21 protein-coding genes, 2 pseudogenes and 1 riboswitch are annotated in these 24,189 nt (G+C 36.0%); of the genes and pseudogenes, 4 read left to right on the forward strand and 19 right to left on the reverse strand.

Annotation, left to right across the window (positions count from 1 at the left end; genetic code table 11):
- Positions 1–99: 99 nt before the first annotated feature.
- From PGC35_RS01230 to PGC35_RS01240, 3 genes are all read left to right on the forward strand, one after another.
- The gene (locus PGC35_RS01230) at positions 100–828 is read left to right on the forward strand and encodes an AzlC family ABC transporter permease (RefSeq protein WP_375217858.1); all 729 of its coding nucleotides are present in this window, start codon (positions 100–102) and stop codon (positions 826–828) included.
- 4 nt (positions 829–832) lie between these two features.
- Positions 833–1,141, forward strand: coding sequence for an AzlD domain-containing protein (locus PGC35_RS01235; protein ID WP_275784513.1), 309 nt, complete (start codon positions 833–835; stop codon positions 1,139–1,141).
- A 74-nt stretch (positions 1,142–1,215) separates the two neighbouring features.
- A riboswitch (SAM riboswitch) is annotated at positions 1,216–1,323 on the forward strand.
- 109 nt (positions 1,324–1,432) lie between these two features.
- Positions 1,433–2,668, forward strand: a complete 1,236-nt coding sequence (locus PGC35_RS01240) for a M20 family metallopeptidase (protein ID WP_375217859.1) — start codon at positions 1,433–1,435, stop codon at positions 2,666–2,668.
- Between the two features lie 216 nt (positions 2,669–2,884).
- On the opposite strand, the pseudogene PGC35_RS01245 reads toward PGC35_RS01240, so the two are convergent.
- The 18 genes and pseudogenes from PGC35_RS01245 to PGC35_RS01330 form a co-directional block, all read right to left on the reverse strand.
- Positions 2,885–3,138, reverse strand: a pseudogene (locus PGC35_RS01245) (transposase); the annotation flags it as partial.
- 350 nt (positions 3,139–3,488) lie between these two features.
- Positions 3,489–3,746, reverse strand: a complete 258-nt coding sequence (locus PGC35_RS01250; protein ID WP_053590268.1) for a CsbA family protein — start codon at positions 3,744–3,746, stop codon at positions 3,489–3,491.
- Between the two features lie 9 nt (positions 3,747–3,755).
- A complete protein-coding gene (locus tag PGC35_RS01255) occupies positions 3,756–4,928 on the reverse strand; it encodes a PDZ domain-containing protein (protein ID WP_375217860.1) in 1,173 nt (390 codons plus the stop codon).
- Between the two features lie 75 nt (positions 4,929–5,003).
- On the reverse strand, positions 5,004–6,431 hold the full coding sequence (locus PGC35_RS01260) for a S41 family peptidase (RefSeq protein WP_375217861.1): 1,428 nt from the start codon (positions 6,429–6,431) through the stop codon (positions 5,004–5,006).
- A gap of 71 nt (positions 6,432–6,502) precedes the next feature.
- Entirely contained in the window at positions 6,503–7,081 is a 579-nt protein-coding gene (locus PGC35_RS01265; RefSeq protein ID WP_053590270.1) for a peroxiredoxin family protein, read from the reverse strand.
- Between the two features lie 225 nt (positions 7,082–7,306).
- Complete coding sequence (locus PGC35_RS01270) at positions 7,307–8,614, reverse strand: murein hydrolase activator EnvC family protein (protein ID WP_375217862.1); 1,308 nt, start codon at positions 8,612–8,614, stop codon at positions 7,307–7,309.
- A gap of 44 nt (positions 8,615–8,658) precedes the next feature.
- A complete protein-coding gene (ftsX, locus tag PGC35_RS01275; protein ID WP_375217863.1) occupies positions 8,659–9,546 on the reverse strand; it encodes a permease-like cell division protein FtsX in 888 nt (295 codons plus the stop codon).
- Positions 9,536–10,222, reverse strand: a complete 687-nt coding sequence (gene ftsE / locus PGC35_RS01280; RefSeq protein ID WP_053590273.1) for a cell division ATP-binding protein FtsE — start codon at positions 10,220–10,222, stop codon at positions 9,536–9,538. Before ftsE ends, ftsX begins: the two co-directional genes overlap by 11 nt.
- Positions 10,223–10,523: 301 nt before the next feature.
- Positions 10,524–10,868, reverse strand: coding sequence for a cytochrome c551 (gene cccB / locus PGC35_RS01285; protein ID WP_375217864.1), 345 nt, complete (start codon positions 10,866–10,868; stop codon positions 10,524–10,526).
- 50 nt (positions 10,869–10,918) lie between these two features.
- Positions 10,919–11,788, reverse strand: coding sequence for a YitT family protein (locus PGC35_RS01290; protein WP_056827589.1), 870 nt, complete (start codon positions 11,786–11,788; stop codon positions 10,919–10,921).
- A 573-nt stretch (positions 11,789–12,361) separates the two neighbouring features.
- Positions 12,362–12,536, reverse strand: a pseudogene (locus PGC35_RS01295) (transposase); the annotation flags it as partial.
- Positions 12,537–12,996: 460 nt separating this feature from the next.
- Entirely contained in the window at positions 12,997–14,460 is a 1,464-nt protein-coding gene (locus PGC35_RS01300; protein WP_375217865.1) for a methyl-accepting chemotaxis protein, read from the reverse strand.
- A gap of 85 nt (positions 14,461–14,545) precedes the next feature.
- A protein-coding gene (prfB, locus tag PGC35_RS01305) for a peptide chain release factor 2 (RefSeq protein WP_156350728.1) occupies positions 14,546–15,647 on the reverse strand; the annotation gives its coding sequence in 2 pieces (ribosomal slippage) (positions 14,546–15,574 and positions 15,576–15,647; 1,101 coding nt in all).
- 109 nt (positions 15,648–15,756) lie between these two features.
- The gene (secA, locus tag PGC35_RS01310; protein ID WP_375217866.1) at positions 15,757–18,267 is read right to left on the reverse strand and encodes a preprotein translocase subunit SecA; all 2,511 of its coding nucleotides are present in this window, start codon (positions 18,265–18,267) and stop codon (positions 15,757–15,759) included.
- Between the two features lie 276 nt (positions 18,268–18,543).
- Positions 18,544–19,101: a ribosome hibernation-promoting factor, HPF/YfiA family gene (gene hpf, locus PGC35_RS01315; RefSeq protein WP_053590278.1), complete on the reverse strand. Its 558-nt coding sequence runs from the start codon at positions 19,099–19,101 to the stop codon at positions 18,544–18,546.
- A gap of 108 nt (positions 19,102–19,209) precedes the next feature.
- Positions 19,210–19,590 carry a PilZ domain-containing protein gene (locus PGC35_RS01320; protein ID WP_375217867.1) on the reverse strand — a complete coding sequence of 127 codons (381 nt, stop codon included), beginning with the start codon at positions 19,588–19,590 and terminating at the stop codon, positions 19,210–19,212.
- A 147-nt stretch (positions 19,591–19,737) separates the two neighbouring features.
- Positions 19,738–20,232 (reverse strand): C40 family peptidase, encoded by a 495-nt coding sequence (locus PGC35_RS01325; protein WP_375217868.1) that lies wholly within the window; start codon positions 20,230–20,232, stop codon positions 19,738–19,740.
- Positions 20,233–20,451: 219 nt separating this feature from the next.
- The gene (locus PGC35_RS01330) at positions 20,452–22,140 is read right to left on the reverse strand and encodes a methyl-accepting chemotaxis protein (RefSeq protein WP_375217869.1); all 1,689 of its coding nucleotides are present in this window, start codon (positions 22,138–22,140) and stop codon (positions 20,452–20,454) included.
- A gap of 157 nt (positions 22,141–22,297) precedes the next feature.
- Between PGC35_RS01330 and PGC35_RS01335 the strand changes: the two genes are divergently transcribed.
- Positions 22,298–23,089, forward strand: a complete 792-nt coding sequence (locus PGC35_RS01335; protein ID WP_375217870.1) for an SDR family oxidoreductase — start codon at positions 22,298–22,300, stop codon at positions 23,087–23,089.
- A gap of 154 nt (positions 23,090–23,243) precedes the next feature.
- On the opposite strand, the gene PGC35_RS01340 is transcribed toward PGC35_RS01335, so the two are convergent.
- Positions 23,244–24,092 (reverse strand): VOC family protein, encoded by an 849-nt coding sequence (locus PGC35_RS01340; protein ID WP_375217871.1) that lies wholly within the window; start codon positions 24,090–24,092, stop codon positions 23,244–23,246.
- Positions 24,093–24,189 lie beyond the last annotated feature (97 nt).

Genomic DNA, 24,189 nt, shown 5'->3' on the forward strand with positions numbered 1-24,189 from the left:
CTATGTATATTTATACTCTTCCCAATTTTCAACTATATAAAACTTTATAGATATAGTATAATTTGTTCACTATCATAATTGAAGGTGGTGAAATTCGACATGAATAATAATTCATTCGTAAAGGGTTTAAAAGCCGGTACGAGTATTGCTATCGGCTATTTTCCAGTTGCATTAACATTTGGTTTATTGGCAAAAACCACTGGACTTTCCATTATTGAAGCAACAGCAATGAGTATTTTTGTTTACGCCGGCGCTGCTCAGTATATGTCACTGACGCTTATAGCAAAAGGTGTTGATCCTATTTTAATCGTTTTAAATACATTTGTCGTGAACATTCGACACTTTTTAATGACGGCTGCACTCAATGAAAAGATGCATAGTGAAAAAAGATGGGTCAAAGGAATATATGCATTTGGGATTACAGATGAATCTTTTTCCGTATTAGCAACTCAAAAAGATGAAAAAATACATACTTCTTTTGCATTTGGTGTTGCGCTTATCGCATATGGTAGTTGGGTTGTATTTACAGCGGTTGGACATGTTATAGGTGCCAATCTACCAGCATTTTTACAAGCGGCCATGTCGATTGCTCTATATGCAATGTTCGTTGGTCTTCTAGTACCCTCTATGCGAGGAAACCGCAAAGTAGTCATGCTGGCCCTCATTGCAGCTATTATAAACGGATTTTTTTACTGGACAGAATTATTATCGACAGGATGGGCTATTTTAGTCGCTACCCTAGCATCCTCTATTTTTGTCGAAATTATATATGCCAATCATCAAAAGAGGACTAGACTACGAGGAAAAAACTTAACGAAAGGAGCATAATGGAATGGAAGCATGGTATTGGTGGATGCTATTAGGAATGGCTATTGTTACCTATATTCCCCGAGCATTCCCGTTAACTTTTTTAGAAGGCAAAGAATTACCTCCTGTTGTTTCAGGAGTATTACGTAATATTCCATTTGCAGTATTAGGAGCATTAATTTTCCCAGCTATTTTATATGTTCAAGAAGGTAATCTATTATTTGGAATTATTGGAGCCATTGTGGCATTCGCACTTGCCATTATTTTTTCAAATGTAATGGTTGTAGTATTAGGAACAATTGGTGTTTTAGCTGTATATAGTCTTATCTTTTAAATACTACTTGACTGCTAGGAATAAATTACTTAATATTGGAATTAGTTCTTATAAAATTTACATAGAATATCACTTTCTTATCGAGAGAAACTGAGGGACAGGCCCAACGACGTTTCGGCAGCAGATTCAAAATGAAAACTGTGCCAATTCCTGCAAGCAATTTATTGCTTGAAAGATGAGAAAAGAAGGTTTTTCGATTATACGAAGAGCTCTCTTTTTCTTATCATACAAGATAAGATTAGGAGAGTTCTTTTTTGTTATGAATAATAAATGTAAAAGGAGCAGATACAAGTGAGTTTCCTAGTAGAAAAAAGAGACTATCTCCATAAATTAATAGAAGACAACAAGAATGTATATATTCAAATAAGTCATCAAATACATGAAAACCCTGAGATTGGAAACGAAGAATTTTTTGCTAGTTCTACGCTAATTGATTTATTAGAAAGTGCAAATTTTCAAGTCGAAAAAGGAATAGCAGGTCATGAAACGTCTTTCTATGCGATTAAGGATAGCGGTATCGAGGGACCTACTGTTGCTTTTTTAGCAGAATACGACGCTTTACCTTCAATTGGACATGCCGACGGACATAACATTATTGGTACGGCAAGTGTGGCTGCTAGCATCTCTCTAGCAGAAATGCTGAACGAAACCGGTGGAAGAATAATCGTCCTTGGTACTCCCGCAGAAGAAGGTGGATCAAAAGGAAGTTCAAAAGGAAACTTTGTAAGGCTTGGTTATCTAGAAGATGTAGATGTGGCTTTAATAATTAGCCCTTCAAGCAAAACTACTTTAAGTTGCGAAACACTTGCTCTGGAATCATTAGATTTTCATTTTATTGGACAAGCTACTCACCCAACAGCAGCTTCTAATAAAACAATAAATGCATTGGAAGCTGTCGTTCATTTTTTCAACGGAATCCATGCGCTTCGTTCACAATTACCATCTGATGTTAGCATACATGGAATTATTACGCATGGAGGTGATTCACCGAACATTATCCCTTATTTTGCCTCTGCTCGTATTCATGTCAGCGCAAAGAATTGGAAAAAAACAGAGGAAATCTCCGAAAAAGTTCGATTCCTTGCTAACGGAGCAACACTTGTAACAGGAACTTCTGTAAAAATCGAACGTTTTCAAAATGAGGTGCAAGATTTTGTAGTAAATTCAGTGTTAGATGAGGTTATTCATTCGGAATTTGAAGCTATTGGAGAAGTCGTATACACAGAAAGTAAACATTACAATGACTCTACGGATGCTGGAAATATTAGCTACGTAGTACCAACTGCAAGACCATCCATTAAAATTGGACCAGATGATTTAGTCGCCCATACAATAGAATTCCGTGAAGCTGCCAAATCTAAAGCTGCGGATGAAGCACTAATCAAGGGAGCTAAAGTCTTAGCTACAACCGGTTATCGAATATTAACAGATGCAAAACTACTTCATCAAATCAGAAAAGAATTTAATGCATCCTTAGCTCGTAAAGCAAAAGCAGATGGTATGGGCGTTTGCGATTTGAAAGATTGATATTGTAATTTATATTCTTTATCTTTCGGATTATGAAGTGTGTTTCAACAACATAAAGATTAATCGGATATGCATTTGCTATACAATACACATAAGCTTCCGCTGAATCTGTCTACAGTCTGAATCCACCTCTTAAGAAGAGGTGGATTTTTTTGGAATGTATTGTCTTTCATTGAATTGTTTTATTTTCATTTGGTGTTATCAATGTGCCGGAGTATTCGTTTCAATCTCTTTTATTGTTTGGCGCATCGAACGGATGCCAAATGTATATTGAATAAACGTCATTTTAAATAACACAACGGGATCAATACTTGGTCGCCCAGTAGCAGAGTAAAGATGTTCTACTAATGGATGAAATGGAAATCAATCGTGTCATCCAATTTACGGACCAAATGGTCCTTCGGTACAATCTGCTCAATCGTTAGCATTTCAAGTTGTTCACGTTCATTGATTTGGTTTTTAGTCATCATGATATTCAACACCTCAACGTCTTAGAAGATTTAGAAACTCACCACTTTTTAAATTAGCCAACACTAGTCGATTGGAGTGGAAGGCGCGAAGACTCCTACGGGAACAGCACGAGCCGAAGCACCCGGACTGAGCGTAGCGAAATTAATTTTTGCGACGAGCTTGCGCAGGAGCATTGTTTTTTGCGACGAGCTTTGCGCAGGAGCAAGGGAGAAGGCTGAGGCCGTGCCCGTGGAAAGCGTAGCGCCTGAAACGGAAATCAACGATTTCTTACTATGTATTGTAAATAAAAAAAGACTATAGACAATTTCAAATTTCTTTGAGTTTGTCTATAGTCTGAATCCACCTCTTCTTAAGAGGTGGATTTTTTCTTTTTGTCTCGACTTTTCATATGTGTTGCGTACCAAAAACCTAAAGTCAACGATGCTGCATCAATAATATAAATCCACCATCTATGCGTGTAACCAGCATAGACAGATGCGGCAAATAGAGCAACGGTTAATAATAATGCCACATAATGATTAAAGGTAACACGTGTAAAAAGAATAACAAGCAATGCTGGAGTAAAAATGGCTAATGTAACTTGAGTTGATATTGATAAAGTTTCCATAGTTATCTCCTATCTTACTAATATTAAGCCTAGACGATAGTGATCATGTCTAAACAAAATATGTTGGCGTAAACGAAGTTCTCCGCTAATATCTAGTACTTCTAAGCGACAATGTGCAGCATTTATTTGAACTGCTTCATAAAACTCTTGTTCATTTGTTACTTTTTGTCCGTTTACTTTGACAATTTTCTCACCGATTAATAGACCCATTTTCTCTGCTGGTGAGTCAGCAAGGACTCCGGCTATCATAACACCGTCCGATTGCGGGGAGATAGCAAACGTTCCTGCCATTTCTTTTTTATAAGCTATGTAGGAAATGAATAATCTTACAATGGCTCCGAGAATCAATGCAAGTCCACTTATTAAAGGCATAAAATAGCCAACTGCTGCTACTACAGCCACGATAATTCCTAATTGCCAAACTTTTTTTCCAAGGCTTGGGAAAAATTCTACAGCAAGTGTTTTTCTGCTCTTTTGCTGGAATCCTATGACAATGGGAAATAAAATCAATGAGAATGTCGATCCTCCAAGTGTAAATTGCGGCCAATATGGAATATAAGAAGAAATCGCATCACCTGGAATGACTAACAAAATAGGTAGTATCCACAACCGTTTTGTAACATATTCAATTGCTTCAATTCCTCTTGGTGTTTTTACTAGTTTAGGAGAAGCATTTTGTGCTCCGTGTTTTTGTATAAGAATTCCTTCTATGATTAATAGTAACCCTGCTAAGACAGCGATGGTCACGATAGATTTTTGTAAAAAATCCATACCAGTTAAATTCCACGAAAGGATTTTAAATGACCAATCATACAGATTCATAATATATAACGTAACAGCTCCTAATGCCATTGAATAAATTGCAGAACCAAGCTGGTACATAAATAATATAACAAACAAGATCATCCATGCGCTATAAACAAATAACCAAGAAGTTGGTACGACTAGTCCTATTCCTACACTGATAATGGAAAGAATAATTGCCCAAACATAACCATCAAATAAATGCTTGGCTTCTGTCCACCCCCAGAGAATTCTAGTACGGAAATGCTTTCTCTCTCTCTTCACACGAAAATAACCAATTAATATGGAGAAAAGAAGCGTAATATAAATTGATGGGTGAAGGAAAAAACGTCCAATTCCTTTCGCCAATTCGATAATTATTTCTTCCACGATACGCATCCCCCTCTATTACAATACTCGTTCTATTATTGTAACAAACGAGGAGGTCTTTGCGTATAGGATTTTGGAATAATCTTATTTTTTCATTTCATGAACCAAATAACTGATACCCATTTGTAGCTGCTTATCATTTTCTTTTCTAGTTTTGTATTCCATCAGTGTTTTAGAAAGAGATTGGAATAGTGCATCATCTATATCGGAACTAGGCTCTAAACTTCTCTCTTGTCGATACTTTTCTACTCCATCCATCGTATCTTCATCAAAATAACCATCTTTGCGTCCAATATTATATCCTAAAGCACCTAGTACATTTTGAACATACTTTATTTCCTCTCCGAAATCTCCGACTCGGAATTCTCCGTGAGGATATTTAATATCCATTGTATATAGTTCCTCTGGCTCAACCTCCAAATCAGCTTGAATTCCTTTATGGTGAATCCATTCTTGTTTTGGTGTTAACCATTTATGAGTAGATATTTTTAATTTACCACCATTTGATAATGGATGAGATTCTTGTACAGTTCCCTTCCCGTAGCTTGTTTCACCAACAATCATCGCACGATTATTATCTTTTAAAGCACCAGCTAATACTTCACTAGCAGAGGCACTACCACCATTTTGCAGTAAAACAGCTGGTATTTTATTTAGATAAGGCTTTTCCTTATTTTCTGTATTCAACATTTCTAAAACTCCATTTGCATCTTGCATATAAGCGAATGTTTTTCCATTTTCGAGTAGGGTACTGACAATGGAAGACACACTATATAAATATCCACCTGGGTTTCCTCTTACATCGATTAGAAGACCATCTATTCCCCGATCTACTAATGCCTTTGTTTGTTTAGCCCATTCTTCTCCTGTTTTTTCTCCAAAAATAGAGATTGTCACAATACCAATTGAAAAATCCTCGACTTCATAAACTTCACTAGATACGGTGTGCATCGCAATTACTTCTCGCTTCATATGTAACTCTACATGACGTTCTTCACTTGAACGATAAACAGTCATCTTAAGACTAGTTCCTTTTTCGCCACTTAACAATTTTACAAGTTCAGCCATGGACTTACCATCCAGTCTTTCTCCATTCACTCTAACAATCTCATCCTGTGGCTTTAACCCAGCCCTATAAGCAGGAGAATCTTTGAGAGGGGAAACAACTACGAATTTTCCACCTGATAGTGTTATTTCTACCCCTATTCCAACTCTCTCTTCTGCTAGTGACGACTCTTGAGCTACCGCTTCTTCTTTAGTCAAATAACTGCTATGAGGATCTTCTAATGCCTCTGCCATCCCTCGAATTGCACCTTCCACAAGAATATTTTCTTTTTTGGCGAATACGGCCTCTTTTCTAATTAATTGAAAAGCTTCATCGATGACTTGATTGTTACTAATAGACGTAGTAGTTGTTGATTGATCATTCGCTGGTTTTACAATCCAAAAATAAAAGATTCCTAGTAAGATAACAAACAAAATAACATATAAAAAAATCCGACTTTTGCGCAAGCTATACCTCCTACTTTTCCACTAATATATGTGAGAAAAGAAGAGTTTAATACTTGCCCAAAAATCGGATTTTATTTTAAATTACTTACTAAGTCTGTAAGCATTTGTTCGTCCATTGGACCAACAATTTTATTTTGGATTGTTCCAGTCGTATCAATCATATAAGTAGTAGGAATTGTAATAGCTTGATACGTTTCACCTACTATACCCTCTTCATCAAGAGGTATAGGAAAACTTAGAGCATAATCTTCTTGAAAAGCTTGCACTTTATCAAGTCCAGAATCTGAACTTGTCAAATTAACGGCCAAGATTTCTACATTTTCTTGTTCAGCCTTATCTTCGTAATAGTTTTGCATATGTGGCATTTCAGCTTTACATGGTGGACACCAAGTAGCCCAAAAGTTTAATACTACCTTTTTCCCTTTATAATCGGACAATGTCACTTCTTTACCATCAAGTGTCGTAAGTGTAAAGTCTGGTGCAGCATCCCCTTTTCCGGTACCATCATTTGCTGGATTGGTTGCAAGATCAGAACCTAATTGCTCATTTGAAATTGCTTCAGTTCTATCCGTATTACTTTTTACAAAGGTAATCGTTGCAATAGCCACTAAACTCGCAATTATCAATAACCCAAATATCTTTTTTTTCACTTTTGTTCCTCCACTCAATTTGTTAGACGTACAAGAGTTTAAGAATTCTATCGCTCCTATTATACGCATAAATGAAGTTAAATACTAATTAATTGTTCAAATCGTTCTTAACTATAGAGGAATAAGAAAAACTCAAATTCCATCTTCTAATACTGTTTTCAATCGTTTCCGGAGGTACTTTGGACAGATATTCAATTAAAATAAAAAAACGGCCGAAGCCGTTTTTTATAAGGAAATATATCTAAGTGGGTTAACTGAGTTTGCTGTCATACCTTCCCAGTTCCCTTTATGAATTTCAAAATGTAAATGTGTTCCAGTAACATTCCCAGTTGCTCCCATTCCCCCAATTAGTTGTCCTTTTGAAACCTCTTGTCCCACACTAACTTTAATACTACTTAAATGAGCATATAAAGAAGTATAAATTTGACCATCAATTGAGTGTGTAACCATAATAAGATTCCCGTATGTACTAAGTGGTGATGCATAGGAAACGACTCCATCTGCAGCTGATACCACAGGGGTACCAGTTGAGTTAGCTAAGTCCACTCCGTAATGCATTTTACCTTTACCGTAAATCGGGTGCATGCGATAACCATATCCTGAAGTGAACCTCCCACTTGTGGGTTTTGTCCATTCTCCCGAAGAAACTTCTGGAATCGCTACAGAAGAACCACTTGCCGATTGCTGACGTTTTCTTTCTTCAGCTGCTTTACGTTTCTTTTCTTCTGCAGCCTTTCTAGCAATTTCTGCGATACGTTTTTGTTCAGCCACAATTTTATTTTGAACGTCTGCGCTTAATTCCGATATTTCTTCATATTCCGTTTCCATCACTTGTTTTTGTTCAAGTAATTTCGATTGTTCTGCCTCTAATTGGTCCACTAAAGTTCCTTTAGAAGCTTTTTGTTTATCAAGAGAAGCTTTTAAATTTACGAGCTTATTTTTACTTTCTTCTTGCTCTTCTAACTTTTTCTCTAAACTAGCTCTTTCTTCTTCTAATTGTTTTTTATCATCTGCTTGTTCTTTTAAAATAGTACGATCCGCTTCCATCAATGTATTTACTGCTGAAAAACGGTCGATGAAATCAACGAAGCTATTAGCACCAAGCAATACGTCTAAATAGCTTACAGAACCACCACTAACTTGTACTGCACGGATACGTTCTTTTAAAAGCTTGTCACGTTCTTCAATTTTTCGTTCTAATTCTACAATAGAAGCCTTTAATTTTTCAATTTCATCAGTAGTGAGCTTAATCTCATTCAAAACATTAGAGATGTTCTTTTCAGTATCTAAAATTTCCGTGTCTAATGCCTGAATCTGAGCCATGATTTGGTCGATCTTAGACTCATTTTGATTTATTATACCTTCTGTTTCTTTTATGTTTGAGTTAATAGATTCTTTCTTTTGCTCTAACTCTTTTTGTTGACCTTTTAAATCATTTAAAGAATTCGCTAGTGCACTCGGTCCTGTGAATAAAAGTGCTCCAGATGTTGCTATCGCTAAAACTCGTAGCGTCCACTTAGACTGTTTTCTCAAAACTTCTTGCTCCCTTCAAGCTTCCTTCTTATCTTATCTAACTCTTAAACCCGTAAAAACTTACGAACTGACATAAAACTACCCCAGATTCCGATTAAGACACCCATTAATAATATCAAGGCATTGACTTGATAAATGAATGGTGAAAAATCGAGTAGTTCAAATAAATTACCCTGTGCCAATTTAGGCCCTAGGACATTGTAAATATTATAGTAGAGTATTGTTATCAGTGTAATCGGAATAATAGCTCCTAATATACCAAGCCACATACCCTCTAAAATAAATGGAATTCGAATAAACCAGTTAGTAGCACCTACGAGCTTCATTATTTCAATGTCACGTCGTCTTGCAACAATGGTAATACGAATAGTATTAGAGATTAAGAACATTGCAGTAAATAACAATGCTAAAATTAACACTAATCCTATATTTCTACTTGTATTTAAGAAAGAAAAGAGTTTTTCAATTTTTCCTTCTCCATACTTCACTTCGAATGTGTTATCTAATTTATCAAGTTTCTTCGCAACCGCTGCTGTTTCTTGTGGATTTTCCGCTTTAGCATAAAACACATTATGTAATGGGTTTTGCTGTTCAAATAATCGTAAGTCTTCCCCAAAATCTAACACTAACTTGTTTAGTTCGTCTTCTTTTGGCGAAAAAGCAACTTCAGCTATTCCTGATGTATTTTTAATCTCTTCTTCTAATTTTGTAATAGCAGCTTCATCCGCTGTTAACTCTACGATTACTTTAATTTCAACATCTTTTTCAAGATCATCAGCAACTTTACTTAAATTCATCATAATCATGACGAAAACACCAACAAGTAATAAAGTTACTGTTACTGCACTAACCGAGGCAAAAGTCATCCAACCATTACGGCTTATACTCTTAAGGCTATCTCTGAAGTGTCTTCCTGCTGTTCTAGCTTTCATAACCGTAATCTCCTCCGTATACATCTCGGGTGATTAATCCACCCTCAACTGCGATAACACGGTGTCTTAATGTATTCACAATTTCTCTATTATGAGTTGCCATAATAATTGTAGTTCCACGTGAATTTATTTCTTCAAAAATATTCATAATCTCCCAAGAAGTATCAGGATCTAAATTTCCTGTCGGTTCATCAGCAATTACTAATTTAGGGGTATTCACAATGGAACGAGCAATCGACACACGTTGTTGCTCCCCACCTGAAAGTTCTGTCGGAAACATTCTAGCTTTATGTTTCAAACCAACAAGCTCAAGAACATCCATTACTTTTTTGCGAATAACTTTAGGTGTTTCTTCAATTACTTCTAATGCAAATGCAACATTTTCATACACATTTAAACGAGGTAGTAATTTAAAGTCTTGGAAGACTACCCCAATTTGTCTTCTTAAATATGGGACTTTACTATTTTTTAGAGTAGCTAAGTTAACTCCATTAATAATAATATCCCCTGAAGTTGGTCTTTCTTCTCGATACATCATTTTGATGAATGTCGATTTTCCTGCACCACTTGGCCCGACAACATAAACAAATTCACCTTGCTTAATTTCTACATCAATCCCATTTGCTGCAACAATACCGTTCGGATATTTTTTGTAGACTTTTACCATTTCTATCATTTTTAAACCACCTAATTATTTTGCTTTGTAAAATACGACATGCCTATTATAACATTAGATGCCTTTTCTTTTGTTACAGTTTCATTTCAATTTATAGGTAAATTTATGCAGTTTTGACACATTTCTTTGTTTCCTTTTTACGAATTAGGAGGATTTTCGTACATACAAATTACCTAATGATTTAACATTCTACATTTCTCTTCTCTTTTCCTTCTTTATTAACAAAAAAAATCAATTGCTTAAAAAAGCAATTGATTTTTGTAAAAAACATTAAATTGTTGACAGAAAACAGAACTTATAATTATTTCTTCTCAGCTAACCATGCCGCAACAGCTTCTGCGTCTTCTCCGGTAACAAGACCACCTGGCATTGCACCTCTACCGTTTTCAATTACATTTAAAATTTCATCATTAGATAAACGAGTTCCTACATCATTAAGTGCTGGGAAGTTTCCTTGTCCCTCTAAATTTCCGCCATGACAGCTTGTACATTTTGCATTTACAATTTTTTCGGGATCAACAGTTGCGGTTTCAGTTTCAGTTTCAGTTGTACCTGTATCTGCGGGTTCTGCTTCTTCATCTCCGCCGCCACATGCCGCTAACATTAAACCAGCACCAAGAATTACTGCTAATAATTTTTTATTCATGTTTTTTCCTCCCTTAACTAATATTGCTTTGCATTCTTAGTATACCAAAGTTAGTTCCTTTTAAAACCTTCCCCTAGCACCTCGTATGCACTTGAAACAATCACAAAGGCTTGTGGGTCATGCGTTTTGACAATTTGTTTCAGTTTTGTGAATTCGGTTTGATAGGCAACTACTAACAATATTGGTCGTTCTTCCTCAGTGTATCCCCCAATTGCAGGAAGTTTTGTCACCCCTCTGTCTATTTCTTTATATATAGCATCCCTTATTTCCTCTTGTTTATTCGTAATTATGTAAATCATTTTAGATTGACTAAATCCAAGTTGAACTAAATCAATGGTCTTCGTCGTTACAAACAATCCAATCAATGCATAAAGTGCTTTTTCAATATCAAACACGATGGCAGCACTAAGTACAATTAAACCATCAATTAATAACACACTTGTTCCAAGAGAAAATCCAGTATACTTTGTAATAATTTGAGCTGCTAAATCAGTACCTCCTGTAGATGCACCACCTCGAAACACGATTCCTAATCCAAGACCTACCGTGATTCCTCCAAACAAAGCACCTAACAGTGGATTCGTTGTCCATGGTTCCCAACTAGAAGATAATAAAACAACTGCAGGGAGTGTAAGAGTTCCTACTAAAGATTTGATGCCGAACTTAGCACCAAGAAAAAATAGACCAGCAATAAATAACGGGATATTAAATGAATATTGAACAATTCCTGGCTCCCAGCCAAAAACGCCTTTTAAAATAGTACTTATCCCACTTACTCCACCCGAAGCAACTTGGTTTGGTAATAAAAAAACATTAAATCCAATTGCAATAATCGCCGCACCAATTATGACATATAAATAATCTCTTCCTTGTTCCCATAAAGGCGGAAGCTCTTTGTGTATTCTTTGATTTGTAGACATATTTTATCCTCTTTCGTTTCAAAATACTTATATAGCCCGAACTAGTATAACAACTGATGAGGACTTTGTGAACTTCAGCAAAGTGACGCGATAAATGGATAAAGTGATTGATTGTTTCGATGGAATTATTCAGCATTCTCGTGTTTCTATCATTATCTAAAGTATTAGCACTATGTTAGACGTTATACGGCCGTTTCCTTCTTAACCAAAAAAGATGCCAACCGGCATCCTAAGAGTGTAGACAAAATGTGAGATAGATCATATTTTCCGAAGCTTACCGCTCGCTCTCCGCGGGCGAGGTCCGAGCCGCTTCGTCGCTACGCTCCTGCAGGGTCTCGTCTAACTCGCTTTCCCGCAGGAGTCGAGCGGACGCTTCTCCAAACCAAAAAAGCTTCTATATACTAAGGAAGAATTAATCTTTAGTTAATAGAAAAGGATGATAAAAACATCAAAATAATGAATGAAACAATTAGTCACTTCATTTTTGACATATTTCGCCATTGTGACTAACCCAATTTAAGTGTAAAGCAATATTCATTGTATTTTTCCCCTATATATAAGCTTTTATCCAATTTCAACCGTTTCTTTACGCTTTCTATATATTTGTTTATCTCATCATAGTGGCGAAGATGATCTGCTTCTTCTACATAGTCTTCCAAATTTGACGCTGAATCAGCTTTTGATGATTTCTACTCTCGGTACAGTTGGAGAGAAAATGACAGTTAGCACAGATTCCTGAATCTGATTTTTTATTGGCGTTAGTCCTCCTTGTTCCCCCCTATCTAGATTGAGTTCAATTGGAATCATTTCATATAAGTACTGGTTTCTTTACGAACCACCACTTTCTTATCGTACTTACGCTTATGGGCGCTCGCCTCTATCGTCTTGAAGAAATAATAGATAATGGGCTGTTGTCTGCTGACCTGTATTTGTCTATTCGACTCAACTCTATTTTTGATGCTTAACTTATATCATTATGTAATCATCTAATATATTGATAGGAGCGGAGGCGACGACTCCAGCGGGAAAAGCGGGACAGTCGAGACCCTGGACTGAGCTTTGCGAAGGAAGCGGCTCGGCCCCGCCCGCGGAAAGCGTCCGCCGGGAGCGGAATTTTTATCATTATTTTAATTGAAAAAAAGACTGTAGATAAACTCAAAATCCTTAGAGTTTGTCTACAGCCTACCCAATGTGATGGGCATCTTCTCTCATTTCTTAATTAAATGTGTTTCTTCGTATGTTTCATCGATATATTTTGCAATTGTCTTTTGTTCGTCCGTAATATTAACTAAAGTTGCATTAAGCTCTTCAACTGCAGCGGTGCTTTCTTCTATAATAGCTGCAAATTCGTTCGTACTCGTTTGGATAGCTTCACTATTTTCAGCAATTGCATCCACATCTTTTAAAAATTTTGATAGTTCATTTTGTAAAGATTGCATTGTCTCAAATAACTCGTTGAATGACTTATTCGACTTATCTGCCGTTTGTACTTGGGAATAAATTTGAGTAACACCTATTTCTAGTTTACCCAATGCTGCTTCATTATATTTATTTACTTCGTTTAAGTTTGTATCTATTTTTTCTAGAGACTGATCTGTCACTCCAGCTAATTTCCTTATTTCTTCAGCAACTACTGCAAAACCTTTTCCTTGTTCTCCAGCTCTCGCAGCTTCAATAGATGCGTTTAATGCTAATAAATTGGTTTGCTCGGTTATTTTTCGAATAGTACTCGCAAATTCATTTGTTTCATTGATTTTATTGGAAAGATCATTGAATGTTTTATTCAACTCAACAAAAAATACTGTAAATTGATCTATCTCATTTTTCATCTTATTCATTACTTCGGAGCCATCGGCTGCATTTTTTTCAGCTATTTCTGCTTGACGGACAATTGCGTTTAAATGACCTACCATTTCTTTTACAGAATCTGTTGTAGCCTCTGTATTCTTTACAATATCTACTACATGATCTGCTTGTCGTTGAGAGCCAATGCTTACTTCATCTACTGCCTGAAGCATCTCTTGCTGAGAATAGATAGAAGCATGTGTACTATTGCGTATTTGTTCCAAATTAGTTGTAATGGTTGTCACGGCGGTTTGAAGATGTTGTTTATGTAATTCCTCATCTTTTGCTTTCATTTCCGCATTACCTACTAAATTCTCAACATTAGTAAATAATGCTTTACTTTGCCTAACTTGTAGAAAAATACCTAGAGCCATTATAAATTGTACAAAAAAGACATTAATCGTTTTACCTTCAAAAATACCAGTTGTATCAAATAAAACATTTACGATCATTGCAAGAACAGAAAAAATGTAGCCAAATAAAAATACTCCCTGATTGTTGTGTAAACTGCTTAATATTAGTACAAAAAGTGCTAAAACAATTGAAGCGATACTGACTTCATAAAAATAAGATGTTCCCGTCGCAGTGATTGTACCTGAAATAATGACAATATACGGAAAAATAATTGCTAATTTGTTTGTTAATCTAGTTAGAAAATAAATCGCGACAGTTAAAATTAGTGGTACCCCAATGGAGATAATAACAGCGTTGTCTTGCTTTAACAAAATTTGCGCAAGGAGACCTAAAGTTCCTGCCAGTCCATAAGCTAAAAATAAAATAAAGTTTTTCTTTTGTAAATCCTGTTTCTTAATGTCTACGATATTCATCCCGCTATCCTCCAAAATATTCAAATTAAAGACAAAAAAATACTCCAATGTTACCTAATTATAACATCGAAGTATGATTCGTCTATTAATTTATTTTTGATCGTAAATAGGCATGAATAAATTGGTCTAGTTCTCCGTCCACCACAGCGTGAACGTTACCACTCTCTTCATTTGTACGATGATCTTTTACCATTGAATATGGGTGGAATACATAAGATCGAATTTGACTTCCCCATCCGATTTCCTTTTGTTCACCACGGATTTCAGCAAGTTGTGCTTCTTGCTCTTCAATTTTCAATTGGTACAATTTAGATTTTAATAATTTCATCGCGTGTTCACGGTTTTTAATCTGTGAACGTTCGGTTTGACAAGTAACAACTGTGTTGGTTGGTAGATGGGTAATACGAACTGCAGAATCGGTAGTATTGATATGCTGACCACCGGCACCAGTTGCACGATACGTATCAATTTTCAAATCTTCATTACGAATCTCAATTTCTATTTCGTCGTTAAACTCTGGCATTACTTCACATGAAACAAAAGATGTATGTCTACGGCCTGATGAGTCAAAAGGTGAAATACGTACAAGACGGTGTACACCCTTTTCTGCTTTTAAATAGCCATATGCATTATGTCCTTTTATTAGCAACGTAACCGATTTAATACCTGCTTCATCACCTGGTAAATAATCAATTGTTTCAACTTTAAAGCCATGTTTATCTGCCCAGCGCTGATACATACGAAGTAAAATAGAACCCCAGTCTTGTGACTCTGTTCCACCAGCTCCTGGATGTAACTCTAGAATAGCATTATGCTTATCATATTCTTCACTTAATAGCATTTGCAATTCAAAGTCTCCAAGTTTACTACTGAAATCTTTTAGTTCAACACCAAGCTCTTCTTGTAATTCTTCATCTGGTTCTTCTTTAATTAATTCAAGCGTCATTTCTAGATTTTCTTGTGTGGATACAAGGTCTTTGTATTGCTCTACGATCCCTTTTAATCCATTCATCTCATTGATTACTTTCTGAGCACCTTGGGAGTCATCCCAAAAGTCCGGAAAAGTCATCATTTCTTCTAATTCTTGTATACGAACCTCTTTGTTTTCTAAGTCAAAGAGACCCCCTAAAGTCTTCCAATTTACCTGCTGTTCGATCTAATTCATTTCGTATCGCTGCTATTTCCACCATTTTATATTGCCTCCGACTTTCTTAAATTCTCTTACATTTACTCAGATTTCAAGCGCCTAGTCACTTTACGTAAAAAAGCAGACATAGACGCTTGAGTTATCGTTTATTACTGTACAGCTCCGTGACAGTTTTTAAACTTCTTCCCGCTTCCACAAGGACATAAATCATTTCGCCCGACCGCCGCTTCATTGCGAACAGGTTTTTTCTTTACAGCTTCTCCATCCTCTTTCGGATTCACTGCTTGACCTTTTGCTACTTCTTCGCGCTCGAGGTTATTGCGAATCTCCGCTTTCATTGCATATTTTGCAACGTCCTCTTGAATCGCTTCCACCATTGCCTCAAACATCGCAAAACCTTCACTTTGGTACTCACGTAGTGGATCGTTTTGTCCATAAGCTCGTAAATGAATACCTTGACGAAGCTGATCCATTGCATCGATATGATCGATCCATTTCGAGTCTATCGAACGTAGTAACACTACTTTTTCGAATTCACGCATACGTTCAGCAGATAGATCTTCCTCTTTTGCATCATAGAAACGAATTACTTCTTCTTTAAGTTTATCGATGATTTCTTCCGAAGATAAACCCTCTAAACTTTGTTGTGAAATAATACCTTCTGGCAATAAATTCGCATTGATATAGTCTTCAATTCCTTTTAAATTCCACTCCGCTTTATTTTCAGAGTTTGTAAAGGATCCGACTAAGCGTTCAATTACTCCGAAAATCATGGATTCCACTAGTGCACGCATATTCTCTGTTTCTAATACTTCATTACGCTCTTTGTAGATGATCTCACGTTGCTGACGTAATACGTCATCATATTGCAATAGACGTTTTCGAGAATCAAAGTTATTACCTTCTACACGTTTTTGCGCTGATTCTACTGCGCGAGAAACCATCTTAGATTGGATTGGTTGTGAATCATCCATGCCAAGCTTCGACATCATATTACGCATATTATCTGAACCAAAACGACGCATCAACTCGTCTTCCATTGATAGATAGAACTGCGTAATACCTGGATCTCCTTGACGCCCAGAACGTCCGCGAAGCTGATTATCAATACGTCTAGACTCATGGCGTTCTGTACCGATAACAGCCAATCCACCGACTTCAATAACACCTTCGCCAAGTTTAATATCTGTACCACGACCAGCCATGTTCGTAGCAATTGTTACAGAGCCCATATGACCTGCTGTTGCAATTATTTCTGCTTCATGTTCATGATTTTTCGCATTTAATACATTATGCTTAATACCGTGTTTTGTTAACAAATTGGAAATAATTTCAGATGTTTCAATGGCTACAGTACCAATCAAAACAGGTTGACCATTTTTATTTCTCTCGGCAATATCAGCCGCAACAGCTTCAAACTTGCCATTCATCGATGCGTATATTAAGTCTGCACGGTCGTCTCTCATAATTGGGCGATTCGTTGGAATAGCAATAACATTCATATTGTAAATATTACGGAATTCCTCTTCCTCTGTTTTCGCTGTACCAGTCATACCTGATAATTTGTCGTACATACGGAAGAAATTTTGGAATGTAATGGTTGCCATTGTCATCGATTCATTTTGAATTTCTAAGCCTTCTTTTGCTTCGATTGCTTGATGAAGACCGTCACTATAACGACGTCCTTTCATTAGACGTCCAGTAAATGAGTCAACGATAACAACTTCTTCATCTTGAACTACATAATCTACATCGAGGTGCATGGAGACATGTGCTTTTAATGATTGATTGACTGCGTGATTTAAACGAACATGTGTTAAATCAAACAAGTTTTCAATACCAAATGCTTTTTCTACTTTTTCAACACCAGTATCTGTTAAAGTTACACCTTTTGTTGATTCTTCATAGGTATAGTCTATTTCTTTCGTTAAAGTCCGAACGAAAGCATTAGCTTGTTTATAAAGAAGAGCTGCCTTATTTGCTTGTCCAGAAATAATTAATGGCGTTCTTGCTTCATCAATTAAGATGGAGTCAACTTCATCTATTACTGCATAATGAAGTGGACGTTGAACTTTATCTTCCTTGTACAACACCATATTATCGCGTAAGTAGTCAAAACCTAGTTCATTATTAGTAGAGTATGTTATGTCGCAAGCGTAAGCTTCACGTTTTTCTTCTTTAGACAATGAATTTAAATTTAAGCCAACAGTCATCCCTAAAAACTCAAACAGTTGTCCCATTTCCGTCGCATCACGACTTGATAAGTATTCGTTGACAGTTACAACGTGTGAGCCAAGTCCAGGAATGGCATTTAAGTATACAGACATAGTAGAAGTAAGTGTTTTCCCTTCCCCTGTTTTCATCTCTGCAATATTTCCTTCATGAAGCGCAACAGAACCCATGATTTGCACTCGGAAAGGATACAACCCTAGAACACGTCTTGCCCCTTCACGCACTACTGCAAATGCTTCTGGCAATAATCCATCTAATGTTTCTCCGTTTGCATAGCGTGTACGAAATTCGTCGGTTTTAGCACGTAATTCATCATCAGTCTTTGCTTCCATTTCTGTAGCTAAGGCTTCTACTTTATCAGCGACTTTTTCTAGTCGTTTAAGGTCACGTTTATTTAAATCGAATACTTTATTTAATACACCAAGCATCTATTTTTCACTTCCCATTTAGTCTTACTCCCCATTTTACCATTCGTTACATAGTGGTGCAAACAACATGTCGGTTCACAAAGAGGTTGTTTGCGCTAAAATTGCAGGAGTAAAGATTTTCTTTCACCTTTATATTAACATAAAAAAACTCTCCTCTTGCATGGAGGAGAGTTAGGATATATTATCTAACTGGATGAAATCGCTTGTCGTTCTTGTTTGCGATGAGTAACCGCAGGTGCAAGTAACGAAGCATGAAAACGCTTGTAAACAGTCAGATTAGTTTGTTTCAATTAAACCGTACTTACCATCTTTCCGTTTATACACAATGTTAGTTCCATTGGATTCTGCATCTGTAAAGATATAGAAATTATGGCCTAACATATTCATTTGTAATACAGCTTCTTCATGGTCCATTGGTTTAAGATCAAATTGCTTTGTACGAACAATATTGTATTCATCTTCTTCATTCTGTTCCACTGATGTATCAGGAGAGTCCACGCTAGCAAAATAAGCTGCTACCCCTTCGCGTTCACGGAATTTACGGTTTACTTTTGTTTTGTATTTACGAATTTGACGTTCTAATTTATCAACTATTAAATCAATTGCAGCATACATATCCGCGTTTCGCTCTTCTGCACGAAGAGTTAGATTTTTCATAGGAATAGTTACTTCAACCTTCGTCTGCTTATCATTATACACTTTCAGATTTACATTGGCAGTAGCTTGGATCTCTTCGTTAAAGTATCGGGCAACTTTCTCAACTTTCCCCTCGACATATTCTCGAATTGCAGGAGTCACCTCAATATTTTCTCCACGAATGTTAAAGTTCAACATGTAAACTCCTCCTTTAATATAACGCTTATATTATTTTTCTACATACACCTTAAAATATCCTTCTTTTAAAAAGAAAATTTTAAGTTTTGTCGAACTTTGGAATAAGCTTTACTTCTTAAGTTCCAGTTCTTTTTTACGTCTGCTTTTTAGTTCACTGATGATTAAACTTTCACTAACCTCATCGCCCATTAGCCTTATACCATATTCAAACCCTTCTTTTTGACGACGAGACCATATAAATTCACCAATAATCTGGATCGGCTCCTCATCTAATTGAAATTGAAGTTCTACATGGTTTAATTTATCAATGGCTATTAACAGCTCCGAATACATCTTTACCCCTTTTGGGCTAATATCAATCATTTTACAATTACCTTTTTTAGAAATTTCTTCAGGCGATGTTTCACTTGCGTCTTTTATTAATCGAAAAGTTGCCTCAAATGGTTCTTCGAACGTATACCTAAAATATTCGTTTCGTTTATAGAGCAATTTATTCACCCCTTTGACAAAATCTTATTACAAAATCTTTCCTTTATTATGGCGAAGGAAAAGTATATTTTCAAATAAATGTGATTTTACCCAAAATAAAAAAATACTCTACCGTAAATTATACGATAGAGCAATTATTTATATGTTTTATTTGTTTACAGCTACAGTTACTTCTGCCACTCGTTTAGCACCAACATAGCGTTTTCCCCAATAATATGGGTCACTCAACTTATCAACTTTCACACCTTTTGATGAGGAAGAATGAATAAATTTACCATCTCCTATGTATATACCAACATGTGAAACACCTTTGCCAGAAGTGTTAAAGAATACTAAATCACCCGATTTTAAATCCTCTTTACTAACTTTATCCCCTGAACTATGCATACCAACAGAAGTTCTTGGAAGGTCGATTCCTAAATCATCAAACACGTAATTTACAAATCCGGAACAATCAAATCCAGCTTTAGTTGTCCCACCACCACGATATTTTATTCCTATTAAGTTTTTAGCTGTTGCTACTAGTTCATCTGAATTTACTGCAGTTGAAGCTTCAGTATTTCCTGCGAATGGTGCTGTAACTAAAAGTGTAGATAATAAACATATAGTAATGATCTTTTTAGACGTGGATTTGAAATTCATGTTGTTCCCCCATGTGGCTAAAGTTTTCTGAAAAATTAACTAAATTCATCTTACCACTAAATATTCCATTTTAATTTTACATTTGTGTAACAATTGTGTTACAAAACCTTTTGTTTGTTAGTCCTAAAATCACTACTACAATACCCAAAAGTCCTAAATAATATTGGATTTATCAAATAATAGCCTAAAAAGTCATTTTGATGACCTTTTAGGCTTTTTTTACATTGCAAAACGAGAAGTAGATTCCTCTAATATAGTAGCTTGCTCACTAACTTCATTAATAAGATCCGATAAGGATTCTATCGCTTGGACATTAGAGGTAAGCAGTTGAACCGTTCGCTCCATATGAGCCGTATTTTCTTCAATGGATTCAGTTAGTGCAAAAATTAGCTTCTCTGATGTATTTTTTTCTTGCTCAATTGTAATAATAGAGTCGGCCATATGCTCGTTTTGAATTTTTGATTCGCGAATAAAAGATACTATTTCATCTAATTTCTCATGTAATAATTGAAATGTCGCCGCATTATGCTTAGAGGTGGACAATCCTTCTGAAAATACTTTTTCCATTTCATTTCCTTGTAATGTAATCGAAGTAGAAATTTCATGGATCGTATTTGCTGTAGTAGAGACTTCATCAGCTAGTTTTTTCACTTCTTCAGCAACAACTGCAAATCCTTTACCATGTATCCCTGAACGTGCTGCTTCAATTCCAGCATTCAATGCAAGTAAATTCGTTTGTTTTGAAATGGTTTGTACAATAGTAGTCATACGAGCAATTTCTTCCGTTCTTTCTTGTAATAGCTTTCGCTCTTTATCTGCCGCTTTAAATAAAGCACGTAATCTTCCAGCTTCAATTGCTGCTTTTTTCATTGTATCCGCACTTTCATCCGCTATTTGCACAGCTATTGATGCATGGTTATTCAATTCCACTGCTTTGTCAGTAACTTCTCCAAAAGTACGTGAGAATTCTTCTAAAAATGCTCTTATTCCAATAGAAGCATCTTTTTGTTCTATCATATTGTTAGTAGTTTCATGGATTGCTGTTTGCACAGTGTCAGTACTTGCCACCGTTTCATGCGAATAGTCTTTTAATATTGTACTATCTTTGCTTAGTTTTTCTGCAATTTGTTTAATGATATGTACCATGTCTTTCAAGTTCGTTTGCATTTCATTCATTGCAACAGAAACTTCACCAATCTCATCTTTTGTAGATATAGTGAGTGGTTTTATTTGTAAATTTCCAGTTGCTATTTCTTTCGCAGTGGAAGCTACTTTCACTAATTGTTCTTTTATTTGTCTATTTGTTAAGAATAACAAAGCTGCAGATAATACCCCAGCGATTAAGAAGGATGCGATAACGACTAAAATCATACTTTGTTGGCTTTGGTTCATTTGATGAATAATTGATTGTCGATTTTCCGATTCCAGCCTTCTTGTCTCATTGAGCATTTCTGTTAGTTGTAGTTGTTCCTCATTCATTGCCTTTAGTTGTCTACGCTTTGCTACATTATCCTTCTTTTCAACTGATTTTTTTAAGTTATTTTCATACGTCGTATACATGCCATTTAACGTTTTCGAAAAAGCATCCCAGTCTAAGTGTTGAATTTTTTCACGGCTTGTTTGTGTAAGCTCTTCAAGACTTGCTTTTCTCGTTTCGTAGCCTTCTTCAAATTCTGGTAATGGATCTCCTGCATAATGCGAAATAGCAATATACAAACTCGCTACTTCAGCCTTCATAATATCAGCTTTTTCGACATTATGTGAGGAGATTTCCAACTGGTCTGATAATTCTTGATTATGTATAACTTGTATAATCAAAATCACCGCCATCGTACCAAATAAGAAAAAAGAACTAAAAATAGCTATTAAATACTTCATACGCAATGGAATACTAGACCACTTTTTCACAGGTATTCAGACCTCCTACTGAAAAATATAGCACGGGGATTACCTCAAAAGTATGCAATCTAGCAATCTTTACAATACTTTTACAAAAGAGTTTAGAAGACAAATCTGAATATTCTATGTAGGATAGAGTAATTACACAGTGAAAGGAAGTATGAACATGAATTTAGGACTAACCGATAAACGTGTCATCGTTATGGCATCCAGTAAAGGACTAGGCAAAGCGACGGCACTTCAATTTGCAAGAGAAGGCTCGAAAGTACTCATTTCAAGTCGAAACGAAGATGAACTTAAAAAAGCTTCCGAGGAAATTAAACAGGTAAGTAACAATAATAATGTCTATTTTTCTGTATGCGATGTAACGAAGGAAAACGACATCAATCGTCTCTTTGAGACAGCTAACGCTAAACTTGGCGGGGTGGATATTCTTATAAATAATGCAGGTGGGCCTACTCCTGGTGGCTTTGGTCAAGTAAATGATGACGATTGGAAAGCCTCGTTCGAAAAAAATCTACTAAGCTATATTCGCACTATTCGATTAGCCCTCCCCTTCATGAAAGAACAAAATTTTGGCAGAATCGTCAATATTTCTTCCTCCTCTACAAAAGAAGTGCTAGACGGTCTTATCTTGTCGAATACATTCAGATTAGGGATGGTTGGACTTTCCAAAAGTATTGCTCGTGAATATGCAGTAAACAATATATTAATCAACACTGTCGGACCAGGTCGAATACAAACTGACCGTGTCACAGAGCTAGATCAACTAGCAGCAGACAAGAAAAATGTAACATTGGAGGAGATCCGAGAGGGGAATGAGCAAATAATTCCCATTGGAAGATACGGCGAGCCAGAAGAATTTGCAAAAGTCATCGTATTTTTGTGTTCAGAAGCGAATACATATATGACTGGACAGAACCTAGTGATAGATGGCGGAATGCTGAAGGCGTTGTGAGGGAGAAGATTAGAAATAACAGTTAGTTGCTATTAAGTGGACAATGTTTGCTTTACATGTAAATTGGCTGCCAATTATTTGCTAACTTGAAGGAATAGATTACCTTTATACAGAAAAAGAGTGACTTCATCTAAATGAAGTCACTCTTTTGTTATTATTTAACGATTAATTTGATTTTGTTTTGGGATGGATCTTTTGTGATTAAAATTCCGTTTTCTTCAACTACATCGATATTGTTTGTTTTTAAATTTTCAACGGTTGTATCTAAGACTTCCTTGCTCGGATAAACCAATGAAAATGCTTCAAGACCGACTACGTTTTCTCCAGCTGGCGGTGCACCTACCCCAGCCCATGTGTTTAGTCCGATATGGTGATGGTATTTACCAGTGGACATGAAGAGTGCTCCTGGATAATTAGGTGTAACAACCTCAAATCCTAACAATTTATAAAACTTCTCTGTTTCACCTAATTCACTAACGTGTAAGTGAATATGTCCCATTACAGTACCTTCCGGTAAACCTTCCCACTTAGTACTCGCTCCAGCAGCTAAAATGCCTTGTGCATCTATTTGAAGCGTATCCATCGCTACAAATTCACCGTTCCATGTCCACTCAGTATCTGGACGGTCACTATAAATTTCGATGCCGTTACCATCCGGATCATTTAAATACAATGCTTCACTCACTAAATGATCTCCTGCTCCAACTCGCTCATTAATTTCAATGAAATGCTTTAATACTGCACCCAAATCTGCACGAGAAGGTAATAATAGCGCAAAGTGATACAAACCGGTTGTTTTTTGTGTTTTAGGCAAACTATTTGCTCTTTGTTCAAGAGAAAGAAGAGCCGTTTTACCATCAGCTGTTAATAGTGCTTTATTTTCTTGCTTCTCTAGTATTTTAAAACCAATTATTTCTTGATAATAACTAAGTGAACGCTCTAAATCTGATACTTTTAATTCTACTAGTTCTACGAAAGTGTAAGGTTTATTTTGATATTTCATTTTTATTACTCCTATCATTAGTTACTTATAGTAAGTTATTATATTTTAGTTAGTTAATAAAGTCAAGTAACTTAATCGGTAAATTTTGATATGTAGT

It is taken from the genome of Psychrobacillus sp. PGGUH221 (genome assembly GCF_042055255.1).
Taxonomy (GTDB): Bacteria; Bacillota; Bacilli; order Bacillales_A; family Planococcaceae; genus Psychrobacillus.